Annotated in this window: 13 protein-coding genes; all 13 read right to left on the bottom strand. The window is 69.1% G+C overall.

The genetic code is table 11. The features are described from left to right. Positions 1-6: 6 nt before the first annotated feature. Genes bpln_RS27915 through tssC form a run of 13 tightly spaced genes read right to left on the bottom strand, consistent with a single transcriptional unit; the run spans position 7 to position 16,631 of the window. Positions 7-786 carry a DotU family type IV/VI secretion system protein gene (locus bpln_RS27915; RefSeq protein ID WP_055140628.1) on the bottom strand — a complete coding sequence of 260 codons (780 nt, stop codon included), beginning with the start codon at positions 784-786 and terminating at the stop codon, positions 7-9. After that, on the bottom strand, positions 779-2,503 hold the full coding sequence (gene tssK, locus bpln_RS27910) for a type VI secretion system baseplate subunit TssK (protein WP_244132122.1): 1,725 nt from the start codon (positions 2,501-2,503) through the stop codon (positions 779-781). Before tssK ends, bpln_RS27915 begins: the two co-directional genes overlap by 8 nt. Before the next feature lie 40 nt (positions 2,504-2,543). Beyond that, on the bottom strand, positions 2,544-3,029 hold the full coding sequence (locus bpln_RS27905) for a hypothetical protein (protein ID WP_055140627.1): 486 nt from the start codon (positions 3,027-3,029) through the stop codon (positions 2,544-2,546). Positions 3,030-3,031: 2 nt separating this feature from the next. Continuing rightward, positions 3,032-3,430 carry a DUF4150 domain-containing protein gene (locus bpln_RS27900; protein ID WP_042628389.1) on the bottom strand — a complete coding sequence of 133 codons (399 nt, stop codon included), beginning with the start codon at positions 3,428-3,430 and terminating at the stop codon, positions 3,032-3,034. Positions 3,431-3,474: 44 nt separating this feature from the next. Next, positions 3,475-4,032 (bottom strand): DUF3540 domain-containing protein, encoded by a 558-nt coding sequence (locus tag bpln_RS27895; protein WP_226993693.1) that lies wholly within the window; start codon positions 4,030-4,032, stop codon positions 3,475-3,477. Continuing rightward, entirely contained in the window at positions 4,029-5,099 is a 1,071-nt protein-coding gene (locus bpln_RS27890; RefSeq protein ID WP_042628387.1) for a pentapeptide repeat-containing protein, read from the bottom strand. Before bpln_RS27890 ends, bpln_RS27895 begins: the two co-directional genes overlap by 4 nt. Further along, complete coding sequence (locus tag bpln_RS27885) at positions 5,096-7,732, bottom strand: DUF2169 family type VI secretion system accessory protein (RefSeq protein WP_055140626.1); 2,637 nt, start codon at positions 7,730-7,732, stop codon at positions 5,096-5,098. Before bpln_RS27885 ends, bpln_RS27890 begins: the two co-directional genes overlap by 4 nt. Positions 7,733-7,738: 6 nt before the next feature. After that, positions 7,739-10,438 (bottom strand): contractile injection system protein, VgrG/Pvc8 family, encoded by a 2,700-nt coding sequence (locus tag bpln_RS27880; RefSeq protein ID WP_055140625.1) that lies wholly within the window; start codon positions 10,436-10,438, stop codon positions 7,739-7,741. Beyond that, entirely contained in the window at positions 10,435-11,637 is a 1,203-nt protein-coding gene (gene tssG, locus bpln_RS27875) for a type VI secretion system baseplate subunit TssG (protein ID WP_082465467.1), read from the bottom strand. Before tssG ends, bpln_RS27880 begins: the two co-directional genes overlap by 4 nt. Beyond that, positions 11,601-13,439, bottom strand: a complete 1,839-nt coding sequence (gene tssF, locus bpln_RS27870) for a type VI secretion system baseplate subunit TssF (RefSeq protein ID WP_055140623.1) — start codon at positions 13,437-13,439, stop codon at positions 11,601-11,603. The genes tssG and tssF overlap by 37 nt, the downstream gene beginning before the upstream one ends. A 7-nt stretch (positions 13,440-13,446) precedes the next feature. After that, positions 13,447-13,824, bottom strand: a complete 378-nt coding sequence (gene tssE / locus bpln_RS27865; RefSeq protein ID WP_042628382.1) for a type VI secretion system baseplate subunit TssE — start codon at positions 13,822-13,824, stop codon at positions 13,447-13,449. Between the two features lie 57 nt (positions 13,825-13,881). Beyond that, positions 13,882-14,439: an Hcp family type VI secretion system effector gene (locus tag bpln_RS27860; protein WP_042628381.1), complete on the bottom strand. Its 558-nt coding sequence runs from the start codon at positions 14,437-14,439 to the stop codon at positions 13,882-13,884. A gap of 35 nt (positions 14,440-14,474) precedes the next feature. Further along, positions 14,475-16,631 carry a type VI secretion system contractile sheath large subunit gene (tssC, locus tag bpln_RS27855; RefSeq protein WP_244486976.1) on the bottom strand — a complete coding sequence of 719 codons (2,157 nt, stop codon included), beginning with the start codon at positions 16,629-16,631 and terminating at the stop codon, positions 14,475-14,477. Positions 16,632-16,744 lie beyond the last annotated feature (113 nt).

The following is a 16,744-nucleotide window of genomic DNA, read 5'->3' as shown; positions in this document are numbered from 1 at the left end:
ACTCTGCTAGCTATTCAAGTAATGTTCGAACGGGTGCATCAGGACGAACCACGTCACCACCGACAGCAGCAGGTAGCCGATCAGCCCGTAGAGCCCGAGATTGCGCCACGGCGTGAGCGGCGCGAGCCGCTCGTCGCGGCGGCCCGTGAGCGGATACGCGTAGGCTTCGGCGAAGGCCGGCTGGTCGTCGTCGAGCTTGCCGGCGGCGGCGAACACGACCTGGTAGAGCTGGCCGCGGATCTTCTCCAGATGCGGCTGCGCCTGGCGCGCGCGATAGCGGCCCTTGAAGCCGAGCTCCATCGCGAGCAGGAACACCGAGGCGAGTTCGGCCTGCAGCGGCGTGCGCGGCGTCTCATGCACGAGCTGCTCGGCCATCGTGAAGAAGCGCGAGCCGGCGTTGCTGGAATCGAACATCGATTGCTCGAGCAGCACCGACAGCCACGCATCGCGGCCCGGCCAGTCGAGTTCGAAGATCAGCACCTCGTCGGCCAGCGCGGCCATCAGGTAGCGGGCCTGACGCTCGGCCTGACCGGCCGCGGTGCCGGTGTCGTCGGCGTAGCGGCGCGCCTGGCGCTGCAGCGACGCGAGCAGCCGCGCGTTGACGCGCCTGGCGAACTCGCTGCCGGTGACCGGTTGGGGCGAGTCGTCGCCGGCCAGGTAGGCGGCCAGCCAGCCGCCCGCCTGGGCCGCCTTGATCGCCGCCAGCTCCTGATAGAAGTCGGCGAAGCGCGCCACCAGATCGGGATGATCGCGGCCCGGCTGCGGCCAGCTCGGGGCGTCACGCATTGCCGTCTCCCGGGGTGGCCGGCGGCGCCGGGCGTGTCGGCGGCGCATATTGGCCGGACGAGGCGCCCGGCGCGGCAGGCGCGGTCGGCGCCACCGGCACCACCGGCGTGACCGCGATCGTCGACACCACGGCGGCCGGCGTGAACGGCGTCATCGGCGCCACCGGCGTCAGCGATGCCGCCGGCGCGGCCGGCTCCACGGCAAGCTCGACCACCGGCTGCGGCGGCTGATTCGGCTGGACCGGCGGCTGGACCGGCGGCTGGACCGGCGGCTGGGCCGGCTGGGCCGGCGCGACCGATGCCGTCGCGCCGCGCGCGCCGTGCTTCTGCTTCTGGCGATAGAGCGTGATCGAGGCGGGCAGCGCGTCGTTCTTGCGGCCCACGACCTGCAGCAGCGCGCCGTCGCCGAACGCGTGCCGGGCGCCCTGGTCGTCGAGTTCGAGCGGCTGGTTCTTCACGGCGAACAGGCAGGCCTGCGAGCGCAGCTTCTCGCGCTCGATCTCGTGCGGCTGCAGCGCGCGCACCGAGGCGCCGGCCACGCGCGCGCGGCGCAGCAGCGGCATCACCGAGGCGTCGGCGATCACCGCCTCGTCGAGCCAGGCCAGCACTTGCGCGGCGGTCTGGCCTTCGCGCGGCTCGACCTCGATGATCAGTTCGTGGCCCATGCCGCCCGGCACGCGGCGCTCGAAGCAGGCGTCGACGAGGCCCGGGTCGTGCTGGTCGGTGCGCAGGAACGGCAGCGTCTCGTAGCGCGTGTCGACGGTGTCGATGCGGCTCTGCACGAAATCCATCGCCTGCTGGAATTGCGGCAGGCAGTCGTCGTGCTGGTACGGCTTCATCAGCAGCGGCAGCGGATTGGCGCCGATCGCCGACACCGAGCCGACGATGCGCGCGAGCGCCTGGTACAGCGCCTCCGGATGCGTGCGGCCGTCCAGCAGCGTCGAGAACGGCGGCAGGCAGGCGCCGATCGCGCGCGCGGCCGACAGGTGCTGGCGCCGTTCGTTGCCGGCGCCGTCGTCGACGTCGCCGCCCTTGCCGGGCTCGCCGAGCTGCGCGAGCTTGTCCCACAGGCGGTCGTGGAAGTCGTGCAGGCCGCGCCAGAGGTTCGCGGCGCCGAGGCAGTCGGCGGTGCCGACGTGCAGCATCGGCGGGTGATAGGGGGTGATCTGCAGCTGCTGGTTCTCGCCGCGCACGAATTCGAGCAGCGGCACCGCGCTGTGCGGCGCGGGCGAGGTCACGCCGAGGTAGAGGTGGAAGCGCACCTGCAGGCGCGGCAGCGTGAGCGCGCTGTCGCCGGTGTTCTCGTCCACGCTCGGCTCGTCGAGCACCGAGTTGTAGCGGCGCTCCTGGCTGTCCTGCACGGCCGCGTGCGAGCCGCGCGGATTGACCCAGCACCAGACCTTCACGGGCGCCTGGCCGCTCTTGCAGGCGGCGCCGACGTCGATCTCGACGTTGCCGGGCGGGTTGCGCGGCAGGCCGCCGGGGAATGCCACCAGCAGCCCGTCGGGCAGGATGCATTCGAGTTCGCCGATGCTGAGGATTTCCTTGACCATCTCGAAGCGCAGCTTCAGCACGCCCCAGAAATGCGGCGCCACGGCCTGCAGGCGATGGCGCAGGTGGGCGTGCCAGTAGCGGTCGTTCTGCTGCAGATGCTGGGGCGAGAGCATCATGCCTTCCGACCACTGGACGGCGTCGGGGAGGGGGGCGGTCTGTGTCATGGCCTGATCGTTCCGGGGCTCGTGTCTGGGCTGGCTGGCGTCACTGCGACTGGTAGGTGACCGTGGTCGGCGTGAGCCAGATCGTTACGTTCTTGTAGGGCGTGATGTTGCCCTTGGGCTGGCCCGCGGCGGTCAGGTAGTTGGCGTAGACGTAGACGCCGATCGCCTTGCCGTGGCGCTTGGGCAGCTTCGCCGTGGCCAGCGTGGCGGGCGGCACCTGCAGGCTGACCACGTCGATCGCGGTGGCGAGCCCGGCGGTCAGCGCGTCCTTCTTCTGGAACCAGTCGGGGCCGGTGGCGGGCAGCAGCCCGGTGACGTTGCTGTCGTAGACGAACACCACGTCGAGTTGGGTGGCGGCGTTCTGGTTGGCGTTGACCTCGGCCACCACCTTGATCTGCGAGACCGCGGCGGACTTCGAGAAGCCGAGCCAGCTGCAGGCGGCCAGCAGGCAGCAGGCGCCGAGCACGGCGAGGCGCGCGGGCGCGCGGGCGCCGTGCGGGAGGAGGGAGCGGAATGGGCGGGTCATGGTCAGGCCAGCAGGAGGACGCGGAATTGCGCCGGCACGATCGACATGCCGACGGTGTTGAACGGCATGCCGTTCATGCCGACCAGCGAGGTCATGTGGGTCGCGAAGGCGGGACCGAACATCACCTTGAGGCTGCCGGTCAGGTAGGTGTCGGGGCCCATGAACACGTTCGAGACGATGCCGCCCAGCACGCCGGGCTCGTCGCCGATGCTGATGGTGCCTTCGGTCAGCAGGTTCTCCGCGAAGCCGGTGCCGATCATCACGTTGAACACCGACGGGATGTGCATCGACGAGTAGGTGATGTTGACGTAGGGAATCGGGACCGGCACGAGAGCCGGCGTCTTGCAGACGTCGGGAACCGTCGACATCGACATCGCGTCAAGGCTGTTGGTGGCGAACATGAGGGCTCCGGTATAGGGGCTGGCGGGTTGGGGCGCGCGGCGCGTCAGCCCATGCTGATGCGTTCGCCGTCCACCTTGACGTCTTCCTCGGCGGTGACGATGGCCTGCTGGCCGTGCAGGCGCAGCAGCTCGCTCACTTCCAGCAGGTAGCGATCGGCGCGGCCGACGAACTGCCCGACGTTCTCGACGAGGCTGTCCTGCGCGGTGGTGAACAGGTTGCGCGCGGCGAGGTTCAGCGTGCCGGTGGCGGCGCTGATCTCGACGTCGGCCAGCGAATCGAGCGCGATCGATTCGGTGGCGGCCAGCTCGATGCGGGCCTGCTCCACGCGCAGCGTCTCGGCGCCGGGCACGCTCAGCTGCACCTGTTTCGCGTCGGCGCGGTGCAGCACGTGCAGGATGTAGCTCGCGTCGTTCGGGCAGGTGGCCACGAGCACGTGGTCGCCCACCTCGGGGCGGATCAGGCAGCTGAGCGCCTGGTAGGCCACGCGGCCGTCGTCGAGCAGGTAGGCGTGCTGCTCCAGCGCCACGATCACCCTGGCCTCGACCAGATGCAGCGGCAGCGGGGGCGGAAGTTTGCTGGTGGTCCGGGGGGAACCCATCATTCGTTCTCCAGGGCAAGGGTACGGGCTTCGAGCGCGAGGCGCGCGGGATTGGTGCGGCCGACCTGATGCAGGCTGGCGCCGCGGAACCGCGCGTCGGCGAGCGTCGCGTTGTGCAACTGGGCGTGGTCGAGATTGGCGTCGGAAAAATCGACCTGGCCGCCGGTGACGTGTTCGAGCCGCGCGTGGGCGAGATCGGCGCCGTGGAACGACACGTTGCGGTGGCGGCTCTTGTTCCAGACGCTCATCTTCAGATGCGCGCCGTCGAGCCGGCAATCCTCGAGCCGCGCCTGCTGGAAGATCGCGCCGTCGAGTTTCGCGTCGGACAGGTCCACCGATTCGAGCCGCGCCTGATAGAGCATCGCGTGCGGCGCCTCGACGTTGCTGAGGTTGGCCTGCGCGAGATGCGCCTGATAGAAGTTCGAGCGCGTGAGGTCGGCGCCGGCCAGGTCGACCTGCACCAGCTCGGCGGCCGTCAGCGTGCAGCGCCGCAGCCGCAGCCCGCTCATCACCTGGCCGTGGAAGTTCGCGTTCGAGAACGTCACGCCGTCGGCGCTCAGCCCGCGCAGTTCCACCTCGCGCCAGTCGGCCGGGCTGATCACGCACTGCTCGAGCTTCGCGTCGGCCACGCTGGCGCCGTCGAAGCGGTCGTTGATCAGCGTGCAGCGCGTGAGCGTGCCGGCGTCGAAGCGCGCGCCGTGCAGCGTGCAGTTCACGAGCGAGCTGACCTGCAGCCGCGCGTGCGACCAGTCGCTGTCGGTGAGGTCGCAATCGACCCAGCACGCGTGCGCCATGTTGCGGCCGTTCAGGCGCGCCCGCGTGAGGTCGCACTTGATGAAGTTCACGTGGTCGAGGTCGGCGTTGCCGAAATCGGCGCCGCGCAGATCGCAGTTGATGAACTTCGCGCGCGCGAGGCCGGCCTCGGCGAACGAGGCGTTCGAGAAGTCGACTTCGCTGAACGTCGCTCGGCCCAGTTCGCGGCGGCGCGCGTCGAGCCCATGCAGCTCGCGCCGCGCGACGGGCTTGTCCAGTTCGATCGCGAGCGCGATGTCGTCCCAGAGGGTGGTCATGCGGGGCTCCCGTTGGCGATGCCTTCCGGCGGAATCGAGCCGGTGCGCTCGCACTGCACGAACGCGGCGTCGCCGAGCCGCGCGCCGGTGAAATCGGCCTTGCGGCACTGGCACTGGAAAAACTCGGCGCGCGCCGCCTCGGTCATGCGCAGCTGGCTGGCGTGGAAGCCGCAACGCGAGAACAGGCTCGCCACCAGGCGCGCGGCGCGCAGGTCGGCCTGCCCGAAGTCGCAGCGCAGGAAGCGGGCCGCCTCCATGTCGACGTGCGAGAGATCGGCGCCGTGGAAGCCGCAGTTGCGCGCCGTCGCGCCGGTCAGCGCGGCGTCGCGCCAGTTGGTCTTGCCGCCGGCCTGCACGCTGTCGAGCCGGGCGCGATCCCAGCGGCTCGCCTGCAGGTCGCTCAGGTTGAAGACGGCCTTCGTCAGCGTCGCGCGCGCGAAGCTCGCGCGCTGCAGCCGCGCGCGCATGAACACCGTCTTCTCGAGCGTCGCGTCCTCCCAGCGGCTGTCGCCGGCCTCGATGTCGAACAGCGTGGCCTTGCTCGCGTCGGCGCCGTCGAACACCGCGCCGGGGCAGGCGAGCCGCAGGCCCAGCAGGCGGCGCAGGCGGGTGCGGCGCAGGTTGGCCCGCGGCCACTGCGCGTCGAGCGCCTGCGCGTGGGCCAGCTGCGCGCCCTCGAACGAGATCGCGCGGCCGCTGCTCGCGCAGAGATTCGCGCGCGTGAGGTCGGCGCCCGAGAAATCGGCGCGATCGAGGCGCGCGCCCACCAGCACCGCGCCCTGCAGGTTGGCGCCGATGAATTTCGCGTCGCTCAGGTCGGCGCCGTCGAACATCGTCTCGCGCAGGTCCGCGCCCGAGAAGTCGACGCCGGCCAGATCGGCGCCGGCCAGGTCGCGCCCGGCGAGCGGCACGCCCGCCGCGTGCCATTGCCGGACCCGCTCGCCGAGCGCGCGCGCGGTCTCGGGCGGATAAGGCAGCGCCGCTACCGTGACCTTCGGCGCCGAGCGGCGCGCCTGGCGGCGCAGCGACGGGATCTTCACGATCGCGGCGCGTGACCTTGCGTGGCGTGCCTGCTGTTTCGGATCGGCGTCGGCGGGCGGCACCGGCAGCTTGGCCAGCATGGCCTCGACCTGCGGATCGCGGCCGGTCTCGCCCGGCGGCAGCAGGTCATAGGCCGGCAGGGCCGCGCGTTCGAGCGCGTCGGCCAGCTGCTTCGCGGCATCGGCCGGCGCCGGCGTGCGGGCCGGCAGGCGTGCCAGCGCTTCCTTGCCGCGTTGCTCGGCCTCGGCCACCAGCGCCTTGGCGCGCGTCATGACCTCGGTCAGGTCGAAGTCGCCCTCGGCCACGGTCTGCGAGGTCATGATGCCGAGCGCCGGCAGTCTGGCGCGGGCGACCTGGTGGCCGGCCGGCGGCGGCGTGCCGCGCCGCGCCCAGTGCTGCGCGTCGAGCAGGTCGAGGCGGCGCTGGCTGCGCGCGAGCACGGCCTGTTCGGCGCGTTCCTGCTCGGCCGCGCGGCGTGCCTGGTCGGCCGCCGAGCGCTCGGGCGCGAGCTGGCTGTCGTTGAACACGTGCATGCGGCCCGCTTCCGGATCGAGGCGCAGCTGCATCACGTCGCGATAGTGGCCGACGCTCTTCGGGCTGTCGCGGTATTCGTAGCCGACCATCAGCGTGCCGACGTCGAGCGCGTCGCTGTCGTCGATCCCGATCGTGCCGTGGTGGATCACGATGCCGAGATCGTGGTCGGGCACGAACCAGACCGTGTCCATCGCGAGCGGCACCTCGCGCATCGCCTCGGGCGTCTCGCCGAACTTCGTCACGAACGCGCGCACGGCCAGCTCCGGCAGCGTACCCGTCAGCTCGGCGTGCCGCGGGTGCAGGTTGCGCAGCAGGTAGCGTTCGCCGCCGCGCAGCGGCGCCTTCAGCCACTGGTCGGCCGGCGCCATGTTGAAGACGCTCCAGTCGAGATCGCGCGCGAAGCCGGGCGCGTCGTGGCGGCGCCAGCCGCGGCCGTAGCTGCCGAGCTTGTCGCGCCGCGCCCGGTTGGCGAGCGGGATCGGGCCGAAGCCGGCCGGCACGCCGGCACGCCAGCCGGCGTCGGCGGTGCCCGCCGCGTAGGCCACGTTCGGCATCGGGCCGCGGCTCTTGCCGAACCACGATTCGCGGCTGCCGCAGCCGGCCGGGTTGACGGGATTGCGCGGGCCGCCGAACGCGCGCGCATAGGTGATCGGCATGGCGAGGAACGGCTTGGGCCGGCCGACGCGGCGCCCGCCCAGCGCGCCGATGCGCCATTCGCGCTCGCCGCACACGGTCAGGCACTTGCCGATGGCGGGCTGGCCGGCGGCGTCGTCCACGCGCAGCAGCACGTCCACGCCGGTGGCCGCCTGCTTGCCGGGCGCGTGCGCCGAGCCGAGCAGCAGCACCTCGGCGCCCTGGCGCGGCATCACTTCATCGAGCGGCTGCCCGGCCGGCAGGCTCGCGACCACGTGCGGCCATTGCGTGCTTTCGGCGAGGAAGCGTTCGTTCGGCGCGCCGAGCCGGAAGAAGCCGAGCACCGCCACCGACAGCCGATGCTGGCCGAGATGGGTGTAGGGCTTGTGGAGCACGCCGAGCGATTGGGGTTTGATGATTTTCATCGCGGCTCACATGAAGATGATGGTGGCTTCGATCATGTAGACGCGCGTGACGATGTTGTCGACGTGCGGGGTTTCGTCGTTGTTCGACACGCGCGCGCCGGGGCCGGCCGTCTGCACCTCGGTGAGTTCGGCGTTGGTGACGATGTTCGAGGTCGCGCCGGACGTCTCGATGAGGGTGGCGTTGCCGAGCATCGAGGTGAGGGTGGATTCCCCGCGCGTGATCACTTCCGTGATCTCGCCGTCCACCGTCATGGTGGTGACGTCGCCGCGCGTCGTCTCCTCGGTGACCGTGCCGGTGATGGTGGTGCGCTCGACGCTGCCCTGCTCGATGGATTCGACGAGATTCCCGGAGATCGAATTGCGGACCGTGTTGCCGACGGTGTTGTTCTCGGTGACGTCGCCCGTGGTCGAGACGCGGATCGTGTCGCCGACGGTGTTCGTCTCGTCGACGTTACCCGAGACCGAGATGCGGACCGTATTGCCGACGGTGCTGGTTTCGGTGATGTCGCCCGTGGTCGAGACGCGCGTGACGTTGCCCGACACGCTGTTCTCGATCAGGTTGCCGCTCTGGCTGGTGCGCGTGGTGTTGAGGCTCGTGATGTTTTCCACCGCATCGCCGGTCACGCTCTTCGTGAACACCTGGCCCGTGTATGAAATGGTGGTCGACACGCCGATGTTGCTGTTGGTGGTGGACGCGCCGATATTGGTGTTGGTGGTGGACGCGCCGATCGTGGTGGTCGAGGTGTTGGTCAGGTTGATGCTGACCGCGGTGGCGTTGTCGATCTGCGAATAGTTGTGGCTGATGCTGCCAACCTGGCGGCTGTAGGTCGAGCCGAGCGACTCCGAGGCGCTCAGGATGTCGTCGGCCACCACGCCGCCGTACAGTTCGACGGAACTCGAGCTCGCGCCGACGGCCCGCGAATTGGCGACGTTGAAGCTGTAGCTGGAGCCCTGCGTGAAGCTCACGTTGTCGAAGCGGTCGGTGTTGTAGGCGTCCGAGACGATCTGGGTGGACTGGCTCAGGTCCGGGGTCGAGTTCGTGCCGTAGCCGATGCTCTGGTTGTCGCCGTAGCTGGTCGAATAGTTGTTGCCGACGTGCGTGTTCGACAGCCAGTCTCCCTTCACCACCAGCTCGCTGCCGTTGGTCTGGATCACGTTCTGGATTTCCGGCAGCTCCGACTCGTCCTGCGCGCGCCCGACCACCACCACCGAGCCGACGGTGGGCGCCGTCTGCATCGACGCCGAGAGCTTGACCCAGACGGGCGCGGCGTCGGGTGCCGCGGTCGAGAAGCGCACGTATACGCCGACCTGCTCGTACGAGGCGTTGTTCAGCGCGTCGCCGAAGCTGCTCTGTCCGGTGCGGAACGAGTCCCGCGAGCCGAAATCGACCGCGCCGGCCGCATCGGGCGGCTCGCCCGCCACCACCTTGGCCAGCACGCTGCCCTGCTGGGTCGCCTGGATCGAGTAGGGCGTGATCAGGTACGACGCGTCGCCGGCCTGGAACTGGTTGCGGTAGGTGCCGTCGGCGCTCGCCTGATGCTGGATCGCGGTCAGCACGAACGCGCCGTTGTCGAGAAACGGCTCGTGCGGGTTGGTGGGCCCGTCGCCGCTCGTCAGCGTGAAGCGATGCCCGACGCGGAACGTGGCGCAGTTGCTGGCGCCCGACAGCTCGTTGCGGCTGCCGTCGAGCGTGCTGCGCGTCTTGGCCGACAGATGCTGCACCTCTTCCTTGCTGCCGCCGTACTGGTAGCTCTTGTAGAGATTGAACGGCAGCGGGTTGGCGTCCTGCAGGTCGTTGGCATAGAACGAATTGAACTCGACCACCGGGTTGCCGAGCCAGGCGCCGTCCTGCTGCGTGAGCACGCCCTGCACGCCGGTGCTGCCCATCGACTTCTTCATGCTGAACTCGGTGACCACGTCCTCCTGCTCCAGGCCGAGCGAGGTCGCGTCGGAGTAGGTGTAGCGCAGCGGCCGGCCGCCCGGCACGGCCTCCGGATAGTGGGCCAGGTTCGAGAACACCAGCGCGTGGCCGTTGCCGGTGTGGACGAAGTAGAAATACAGCAGCGCCTTGCCCATCAGCCGCTTGAGGAATTCCAGGTCGGTCTCGCCGGCCTGCATCCAGTCCTGGCGGCGGATCACGGCGAGGTTGTGCTGGGCGTGCTGGAACGGCAGGTAGGCGATGTGGTGCGCGTCGAGCAGTTGCGCGATCATCTCCCACACGGTGCGGCGGTGGAACACGCGATAGTTGTTGGTCAGGCTCAGGCGGTGCAGCGCCGGCTTCATCGTGATCGCGTAGCTGCCGCGGTTCTTCACCGCGAAGCTGGTGACGATGCCGTTGAACAGCGAGAGCCGCGCGCCCGGCACCGGGTTGCCCTCGATCGCGGCGCGGAACTCCATGGCGCTCGCGCCGGGCTCGCTGCGCTTGCCGATGCCCACCGTGATGGCGCGGCCGATCAGTTCGTCGAAGCGGAACGTGACGGGGGCGGGGCTGCGGCCGTCCGAATTGGCGACCAGCTCGAGCTGGAATTCGAACGGCTCGGACACGTTTTCCTGGCCCTGGAAGCTCTCGAGGCGGAACGTCTCGGCACCGAGGATCGTGTCGCGGGTGACGAACACGGCGCAGTGCAGGTAGACGTCGGGCTCGGGGGCGCCGAGCGGGTTGACGGAAAACGCGCGGGTCGTGCCGGTATCGAGGATGTCGCTCATGCGGCGCCTCCGGAATGGCGCGTCGTGATCAGGAAGCTGACCGGACGCGTGGCATGGCGATGCGCGGGCGTGCCCGCGAGCCAGGCGCTCTGGCCGAGCCGCATCGAACTGGTGTCGGCGCCGCGCGCGGGCTGCGGCAGCGGGGTGGGCGGCACGCTCGGGTCCGCCACGTGCAGCACGATCTCGACGTCGGCGAGGCGATCGACGAGCAGCTTCACGAGGCCGCTCAGCATCGCGTAGCCGGGCTGGGGCGGGGGCAGCGTGACGGGCGCGGCGGGCGAGCCCGCCGCGGCGAGCGCGCCGATCGCGCCGAGCGAGTCCAGCGGCACGGCGCCCGCGCCGGCGGCCGGCACCGGTGCCGGCGGCAGCAGCCGGCACATCGCCGCGTAATCGACCACGCCGATCTCGAGGCGCAGGCGCGCCTGCTGGTCCCACACGCGGCGGCCCACCACGCAGGTCTGGCCGAGCCGATGGTTGTTGCGGCCGAGCGCGCAGCGATCGCGTTCGTCCAGCTCGTGCCAGGCGCCGACGTTCTCGGTCAGCCTGACGTTCGCGCCGAGCGCGAGCCCGAGCACCTCCACCAGCGTGGAAGCCTGCTTGCGGCGGTTGGCGAGCAGCCCGGCGATGCCGAGCCAGGCGCGCTTGGGCAGCGGCACCTGGGCCGCCAGCTTCGCGTCGTCGAGGCCGACCAGCGCCGCGAGCCGCTGCGCCATCGCGGTCTGCCCCGGCGGCGCGTCGTCGAGGCCCGGCGTCAGCTCGCGCTTGAGCTGGAAGCGCAGCACGTTGGCGCGCTGGTTGAAGATGTCGAAGAAGTCGGCCATCGCCGTGGCGCGCAGCGCGGCCAGCTCGCGCGCCCACTCGGTGAACGGCTCGGGCAGCGGCCCCGTCACGCTCGCCACGCAGAAGTTCGCGGTGCTGATCTCGAAGCCCTGCTCGCGGGCCTCGGCGGGCGCGGCGTCGTTCGCCGGACCGTTCGCCGGTTCGTCCACCAGGGCCGGCAGCGGCGTGACGCTCGCGAACTCGCTGGCCGGGAACGCGGCCGACAGGTCGGCGCGGAACCGCAGGCGCCGGCCGATCGGCAGGCGCCGGTTGGTATCGCGCAGCATCAGGCGCATCAACTGGAATACGTTGAAGTCCTCGTGCTGCCGGAGCATGTACTCCCTTACAGTGCGATAGCGGTGCCGGCCAATGCTAGCCATTGCTTCGGGCTCCCTTTGAGGTTACGCGTTTCGAGCGCGACTTCGACCAGATGATTGACGCTCGCGTAGCCGCGCAGGAACTGGCGCAGCACCGAGCAGAACAGCACCACGCTGCCCGCGCCGATGTCGATCGGCTCCATCACCACCGTCAGCTCCGAGCCGCGCACGAAGCCGCGCCAGCCGTCGCGGCCGACGTGGCGCATGATGCTGCGGCTGCGCAGCTCGGTGATCGCGTCGATCTGCTTCCAGCCGCTCTCGCGGTGCGGGCCGACGTGCAGCCGCAGGATGTCCTTCAGCGCGCCGAGCGCGAGCGTGCCGCCGTCGAGCGAGAGATGGTTCAGCGACAGCTGCGAGATCAGCGACCACGGGCGATGGCCGATCTGCGCGGGCGTGTGATGCGGCGTGGGCTTGGTCAGCGCGGTGATCCGCTTGACCGGGCCGCCGCCTTCCAGATGCAGCGGGCTGCCCGACATGAGCCGCTCGGGCAGGCGCCGGTTGGTGCACAGCGCGGTGCCGCCCACCACCTCGTCGTTCGGGTGCTCCAGGTTGAACTGCTCGTCGAGGAACGACACGTAGGTTTCGCTGCCCGCCACGTTGGGCGCGGTGGCCGGCAGGCGGCGGCACAGGTAGAAATAGTCCTGGCCGTCGAGCTGGCCGAAGTTGTCCATCGCGAAGTACGGCGCGATGGTGCGCGGCTTGCCTTCGCTCGAGATCGATTCGAGCTCGCGAATCGAATGGATCTCGCAGTAGCGATGGTTCTTGAGGTCGCCCGTCACGCGGTATTCGTATTCGTTGTGGCCGAGCGCGATCGGCTCGATGCGCTGCGTGAACAGGTTGATCAGCGGCACGCAGTTCATCAGCAGCGAATCGGCCGAGAAATGCAGCTTGGGCTCGAACGGCATGTCGAGCACCAGCAGCAGGTCGAAATAGTCACCGACGCCCTCGAAGTCGAGCTCGTCGAGCCGACCGACTTCGAAGAAGCCGAACTTCTCCGGAAACGCGAAATATTCCTGCAGCAGCCGGTAGCCCGGATGCGTATGCGGGTTGGCGTTGAGCACCGCCTCGTCGGGCTCCATGCCGAGCCAGCGCAGCGCCTCGGGCGGCAGCTGGCGGGGCCGCTGCGAAGCGGCGGGCGGCAGCACGTAGATGCCTTCGAGGTGCAGCGCGATCATCTCGTAGAGCGCCACCGCGTCGGGCTGCGCGTCGTTGATGTAGAAGCGCAGGCGCGCCGGGCCGCGGCCCTTGGCCTGCAGCGTGCCGACGCCGTCGGGGCGCACGCGGATGCGCAGCACCGAGCGCGACGACGAGGTGCTGCCGAGGAACGCGTATTCGAGCGCCGATTCGAGCGCGACCGTGTCGAGCCGCAGCGGTAGCAGCGGGGTGTCGTAGCAGGTCTGGAAGCGACACTCGGTGTTCTGCCCGAGATGGTTGGTGGTCAGCGCGGTGACCGTGCGCCCGCGCGGCAGCAGTTGCTCCTTCGAGAAATCGGTGCCGTCCGGCTTGACGTCGATCCGGGCGATCAGCATCGACGGGATCGGGGCTTCCAGGTGCGGATACAGGAACGCGAGCATCGTGTCGGGCAGGCGCGTCTTGTCCTGTTCGACCTGATGGCGCAGGCGCCCGGTGAGGAACGCGAACGACTGCAGCAGCAGCTCGACCTGCGGGTCGCTCGCCTCGCGCGCGTTGAGCCCGAGCGTGCGGGCCAGCTCGCGATGCTTCTCGCTGAACTGGACCGACTCGGTGCGCAGCGCGGCCAGTTCCTCGCGGAAGCAGTCGCTGAGCGTGACGGTGGCAGGTTGCATCCGGACCTCAGTGGGAGGGCAGCTCGAAGTGGAACACGTCCACTCCGTTGCTTTGATCGAGCGTGCCGTAGATCGCCAGGCGATACGGCCGCAGCGTCTCGCTGCTCGCCTCGATCCGCACCCTGGGCGACTTCAGGCGCGGTTCGTAGCGGGCAACGAGGCGGGCAAGGCGTTGCGCGTACAGCTCGAGTTGAGGCTTGCTGTCCAGTGCGATGTCGACCACGCTCGGCGAGCCGAAGTCGAGCAGGTCCAGGTCACCGCCCACGCGCGTGGTGCGCGCGCTGACGAGACGCTGGATCTGCGCGGCGACGGCGGCGCGCAGATCGAATGTCTGCGAGCCGTCGAACGACGGCGGTTCCGCGAGGCGCTCGAACAGGAACTGCATGCCTTCTCCTTGCCGGTTCGGCGATGGATGGCCGATGAGTACGCGCGACGCGCGGCGTCAGACGAGCGACGAGAACGAACCGCCGATCGGCATGTTCTTCGCGAGGCTCCACCCGGTGGTCTTCACGCCCTTCGCCGTCATGTTGTTCAGCTGCTGCGTGTAGGTCCAGATCACTTCGGTGAAGTTGAGCTTGAACTGCTCGGTCGGCATGTCGTTCGGATGCGTCTGCAACTGGATCTCGCTGATGATGGCGTCCTTCAGCTGGATCTTGATGATGTTCATCGTCTTGCCGCCCGATTCGCGCGCGATGTAGATGGTGCTCGGCGCGCCCGCGCCGCTGCCCAGCAGCTTGGCGCCGAGGCAGTAGTCGTAGAGCTTCACCGAGGTCTGGTCGACGTACTTGACCAGCGTGAACTCGGTGATGATGGGCCGGCCCGAGGTCCGCGCGTTGTTGCTGACGTCGGTGGTGACCTGCTGCTTCATGCCCTGGTGGAGCGACACGATTTCGATGCACAGCCCGGTCGGGCCGTCGGCCATCCAGGCCGAATTGTCGATCTCGCTGCCCTCCTGGTTCATGATGCTTTGATCACCCGGCTGGAAGAGAATCAGATCCATGACCAACTCCTAGAAATAGTGAAAGATGGGAAAGGTTATTTCGGCAGGTTGGCCACGAGCCGGATCGAGGTGGTCAGCTCTTCGAGCTGGAAGTGCGGCTTGAGCAGCACGGTGGCGCGGTACGAGCCCGGCTCGCCCGGCACTTCCGTGACGATCACCTTCGCCTCGCGCAGCGGGTAGGCCGCCTTGGCGTCCTGCGAGGCGTTGTCGTCGAGCAGCACGTAGTTCGAGATCCACGAATTGAGGAAGTCCTCGACGTTGCCGCGCGTCATGAAGCTGCCGATCTTCTCGCGCATGATCACCTTGATGTAGTGCGCGAAACGCGAGGCGGCCAGCATGTACGGCAGCAGCGCGGAGATGCGGGCATTGGCGTTGGCCGAGTCCGAGAAGTACTTCTTCGGCTGGTTGGTGGTCTGGCCGCCGAAGAAGGCCGCCTTGCCGGTGCCCTTGCAGTGGCAGAGCGTGATGAAGCCGAGGTCGTTCAGTTCCTTCTCGCGACGGTCGGTGATCGACACTTCGGTCGGGCAGAGCAGCTCGACGCTGCCGTGTTCCGAGGTGAACGTGTAGATCGGCAGGTTCTCGACCAGGCCGCCGCCTTCCACGCCGCGGATCGCCGCGGTCCAGCTGTACAGCGCGAACGCGTTGGTGATGCGCTCGGCCAGCAGGTAGGCCGGGTTGCCCCACAGGAAGTGCTTCGGTTCCGGTTCGGGGTAGCTCTGGATCTCGTTGGTCTTCTTGACGTAGAACGTCTCGTCGACGCCGGCCGGGCCGACGTGCTCGTCGAAGTTCAGGCCGTCGCAGGGCGTGGTGTTGCGCTTGGTCGGCGTGCCGTAGGGCAGGCGCAGCAGCGCGCGCGGCAGGGCCAGCGTGACGTAGCGCGAATCCTCGAGTTCGCGGAACTCGCGCCATTTCTCGGCGGTCACGCCCTCGAAGATCTTCTTCAGATCGCGCGGCTTGTCGAGCTGGTCGAAGCCGCTCAGGCCGAACAGGTCGGCCGAGGCCTGCGCGAGGAACGGCGCGTGCGCGGCGGCCGCGACTTCGGCCATCTTGGTCAGGAAGTCGATGTCGGCGTCGACGTTGCCGATCGCGTAGTCGCCCACCAGCAGGCTGTACGGATTGCCGCCGAAGGTGCCGTACTCGGCTTCGTAGATCATCTTGAAGAGGGCGCTCTGGTCGAACTCGACCGCCTTCATCATGTCGTCGCAGAGTTCCTTCTTGGTGGCGTTGAACACGCGCAGCTTCAGCATCGTGCTGGTCTCGGTGTTCATCACGAGATGGTTCAGGCCGCGCCAGGTGGCTTCCATCCTCGTGAACGAGTCGCAGTGCATGATGCTCGACAGCGCGCTGCTCAGCTGCTCGTCGATCAGCGAGACCAGCGTGTCGATCACCGCGATCGCGCCGCGCGCGCGCACGCTCTCGATCTGGTCGGCGGAGGTGCGCGGGCCCTGCCGCACGAGCGGGGCGGGCGGCGCGGCCGGATCGACCGTGGTCGGCGCGAGGTCACCGACGTAGTAGAGGTTGAACTGCTCGACGAACACGTCGAACATCTCGCCGTTCGACGGCCGGGTCACGGTCGAGGTCTTGTCGTCCTTGGGATCGAGCGCGACCAGCGCGGCCCGGGCCTTGACGACCGTGTCGGCGTCGGCCTTCAGCGACGGCACGGCGTCCTGCGCCGCCGTCTTGCCGTCGGCCGAGGCGGCCACGGCGGCCTTGCCCGGCTTGATGTCGCTGCCCGAGATCACCGAGGTGAGCGGGTCGCCGATCGAGCCCGACGCTTCCGCGCGCGCCTGCAGGTCGCGGATCTTGCCGCGCTTGTCGTAGATGTCCTTCAGCGCCGGCAGCGCCTTGATCACCTGCAGCGGCTCGAACGCCTCGATCTTCGAGAACACCAGTTCGTTGTTGCCGTCGGCCTTGAGCAGGCTGGCGATCGCCTCGTCGTCCTTCTTCAGCGCGTCGAAGGTCGTGCGCGGCGCGATCTTCGCCATCACGTCGTTGAAGTTGTCGCGGTCGATCTCGACCATCGAGCGCTCCTTGAGCGCCGGATAGTTCGCCGCGTCGACGCGTTCGCCCTGCAGGTCGGCCAGGATGCCGACGATGAACGGCAGCTCCTTCTTCTCCATGGCACCGCCGGTTTCCACGTCATACGTGATCTTGACCCGGGGGGGGCGAATACGCAGGAGCTTCTTCTGCACGCTTTCACTCATGATCTCACCTCGCGTTGTTGACTCTTATGAAACGTTCGATTGGTCCGGCGATGAGCAGGCTCAGCGCGCCGTGATTGCACGACACCGCCCCGGCGCCCCGC

Source organism: Burkholderia plantarii, assembly GCF_001411805.1.
Lineage (GTDB): Bacteria > Pseudomonadota > Gammaproteobacteria > Burkholderiales > Burkholderiaceae > Burkholderia > Burkholderia plantarii.
This window is presented reverse-complemented; position numbering and strand designations above follow the sequence as displayed.

Excerpts from the sequence above, each read along its gene's own strand:
- bpln_RS27915 (WP_055140628.1), bottom strand. The coding sequence starts at position 786 with ATGCGTGACGCCCCGAGCTGGCCGCAGCCGGGCCGCGATCATCCCGAT.
- tssK (WP_244132122.1), bottom strand. The coding sequence starts at position 2,503 with ATGACACAGACCGCCCCCCTCCCCGACGCCGTCCAGTGGTCGGAAGGC.
- bpln_RS27905 (WP_055140627.1), bottom strand. The coding sequence starts at position 3,029 with ATGACCCGCCCATTCCGCTCCCTCCTCCCGCACGGCGCCCGCGCGCCC.
- bpln_RS27900 (WP_042628389.1), bottom strand. The coding sequence starts at position 3,430 with ATGTTCGCCACCAACAGCCTTGACGCGATGTCGATGTCGACGGTTCCC.
- bpln_RS27895 (WP_226993693.1), bottom strand. The coding sequence starts at position 4,032 with ATGATGGGTTCCCCCCGGACCACCAGCAAACTTCCGCCCCCGCTGCCG.
- bpln_RS27890 (WP_042628387.1), bottom strand. The coding sequence starts at position 5,099 with ATGACCACCCTCTGGGACGACATCGCGCTCGCGATCGAACTGGACAAG.
- bpln_RS27885 (WP_055140626.1), bottom strand. The coding sequence starts at position 7,732 with ATGAAAATCATCAAACCCCAATCGCTCGGCGTGCTCCACAAGCCCTAC.
- bpln_RS27880 (WP_055140625.1), bottom strand. The coding sequence starts at position 10,438 with ATGAGCGACATCCTCGATACCGGCACGACCCGCGCGTTTTCCGTCAAC.
- tssG (WP_082465467.1), bottom strand. The coding sequence starts at position 11,637 with ATGGCTAGCATTGGCCGGCACCGCTATCGCACTGTAAGGGAGTACATG.
- tssF (WP_055140623.1), bottom strand. The coding sequence starts at position 13,439 with ATGCAACCTGCCACCGTCACGCTCAGCGACTGCTTCCGCGAGGAACTG.
- tssE (WP_042628382.1), bottom strand. The coding sequence starts at position 13,824 with ATGCAGTTCCTGTTCGAGCGCCTCGCGGAACCGCCGTCGTTCGACGGC.
- bpln_RS27860 (WP_042628381.1), bottom strand. The coding sequence starts at position 14,439 with ATGGATCTGATTCTCTTCCAGCCGGGTGATCAAAGCATCATGAACCAG.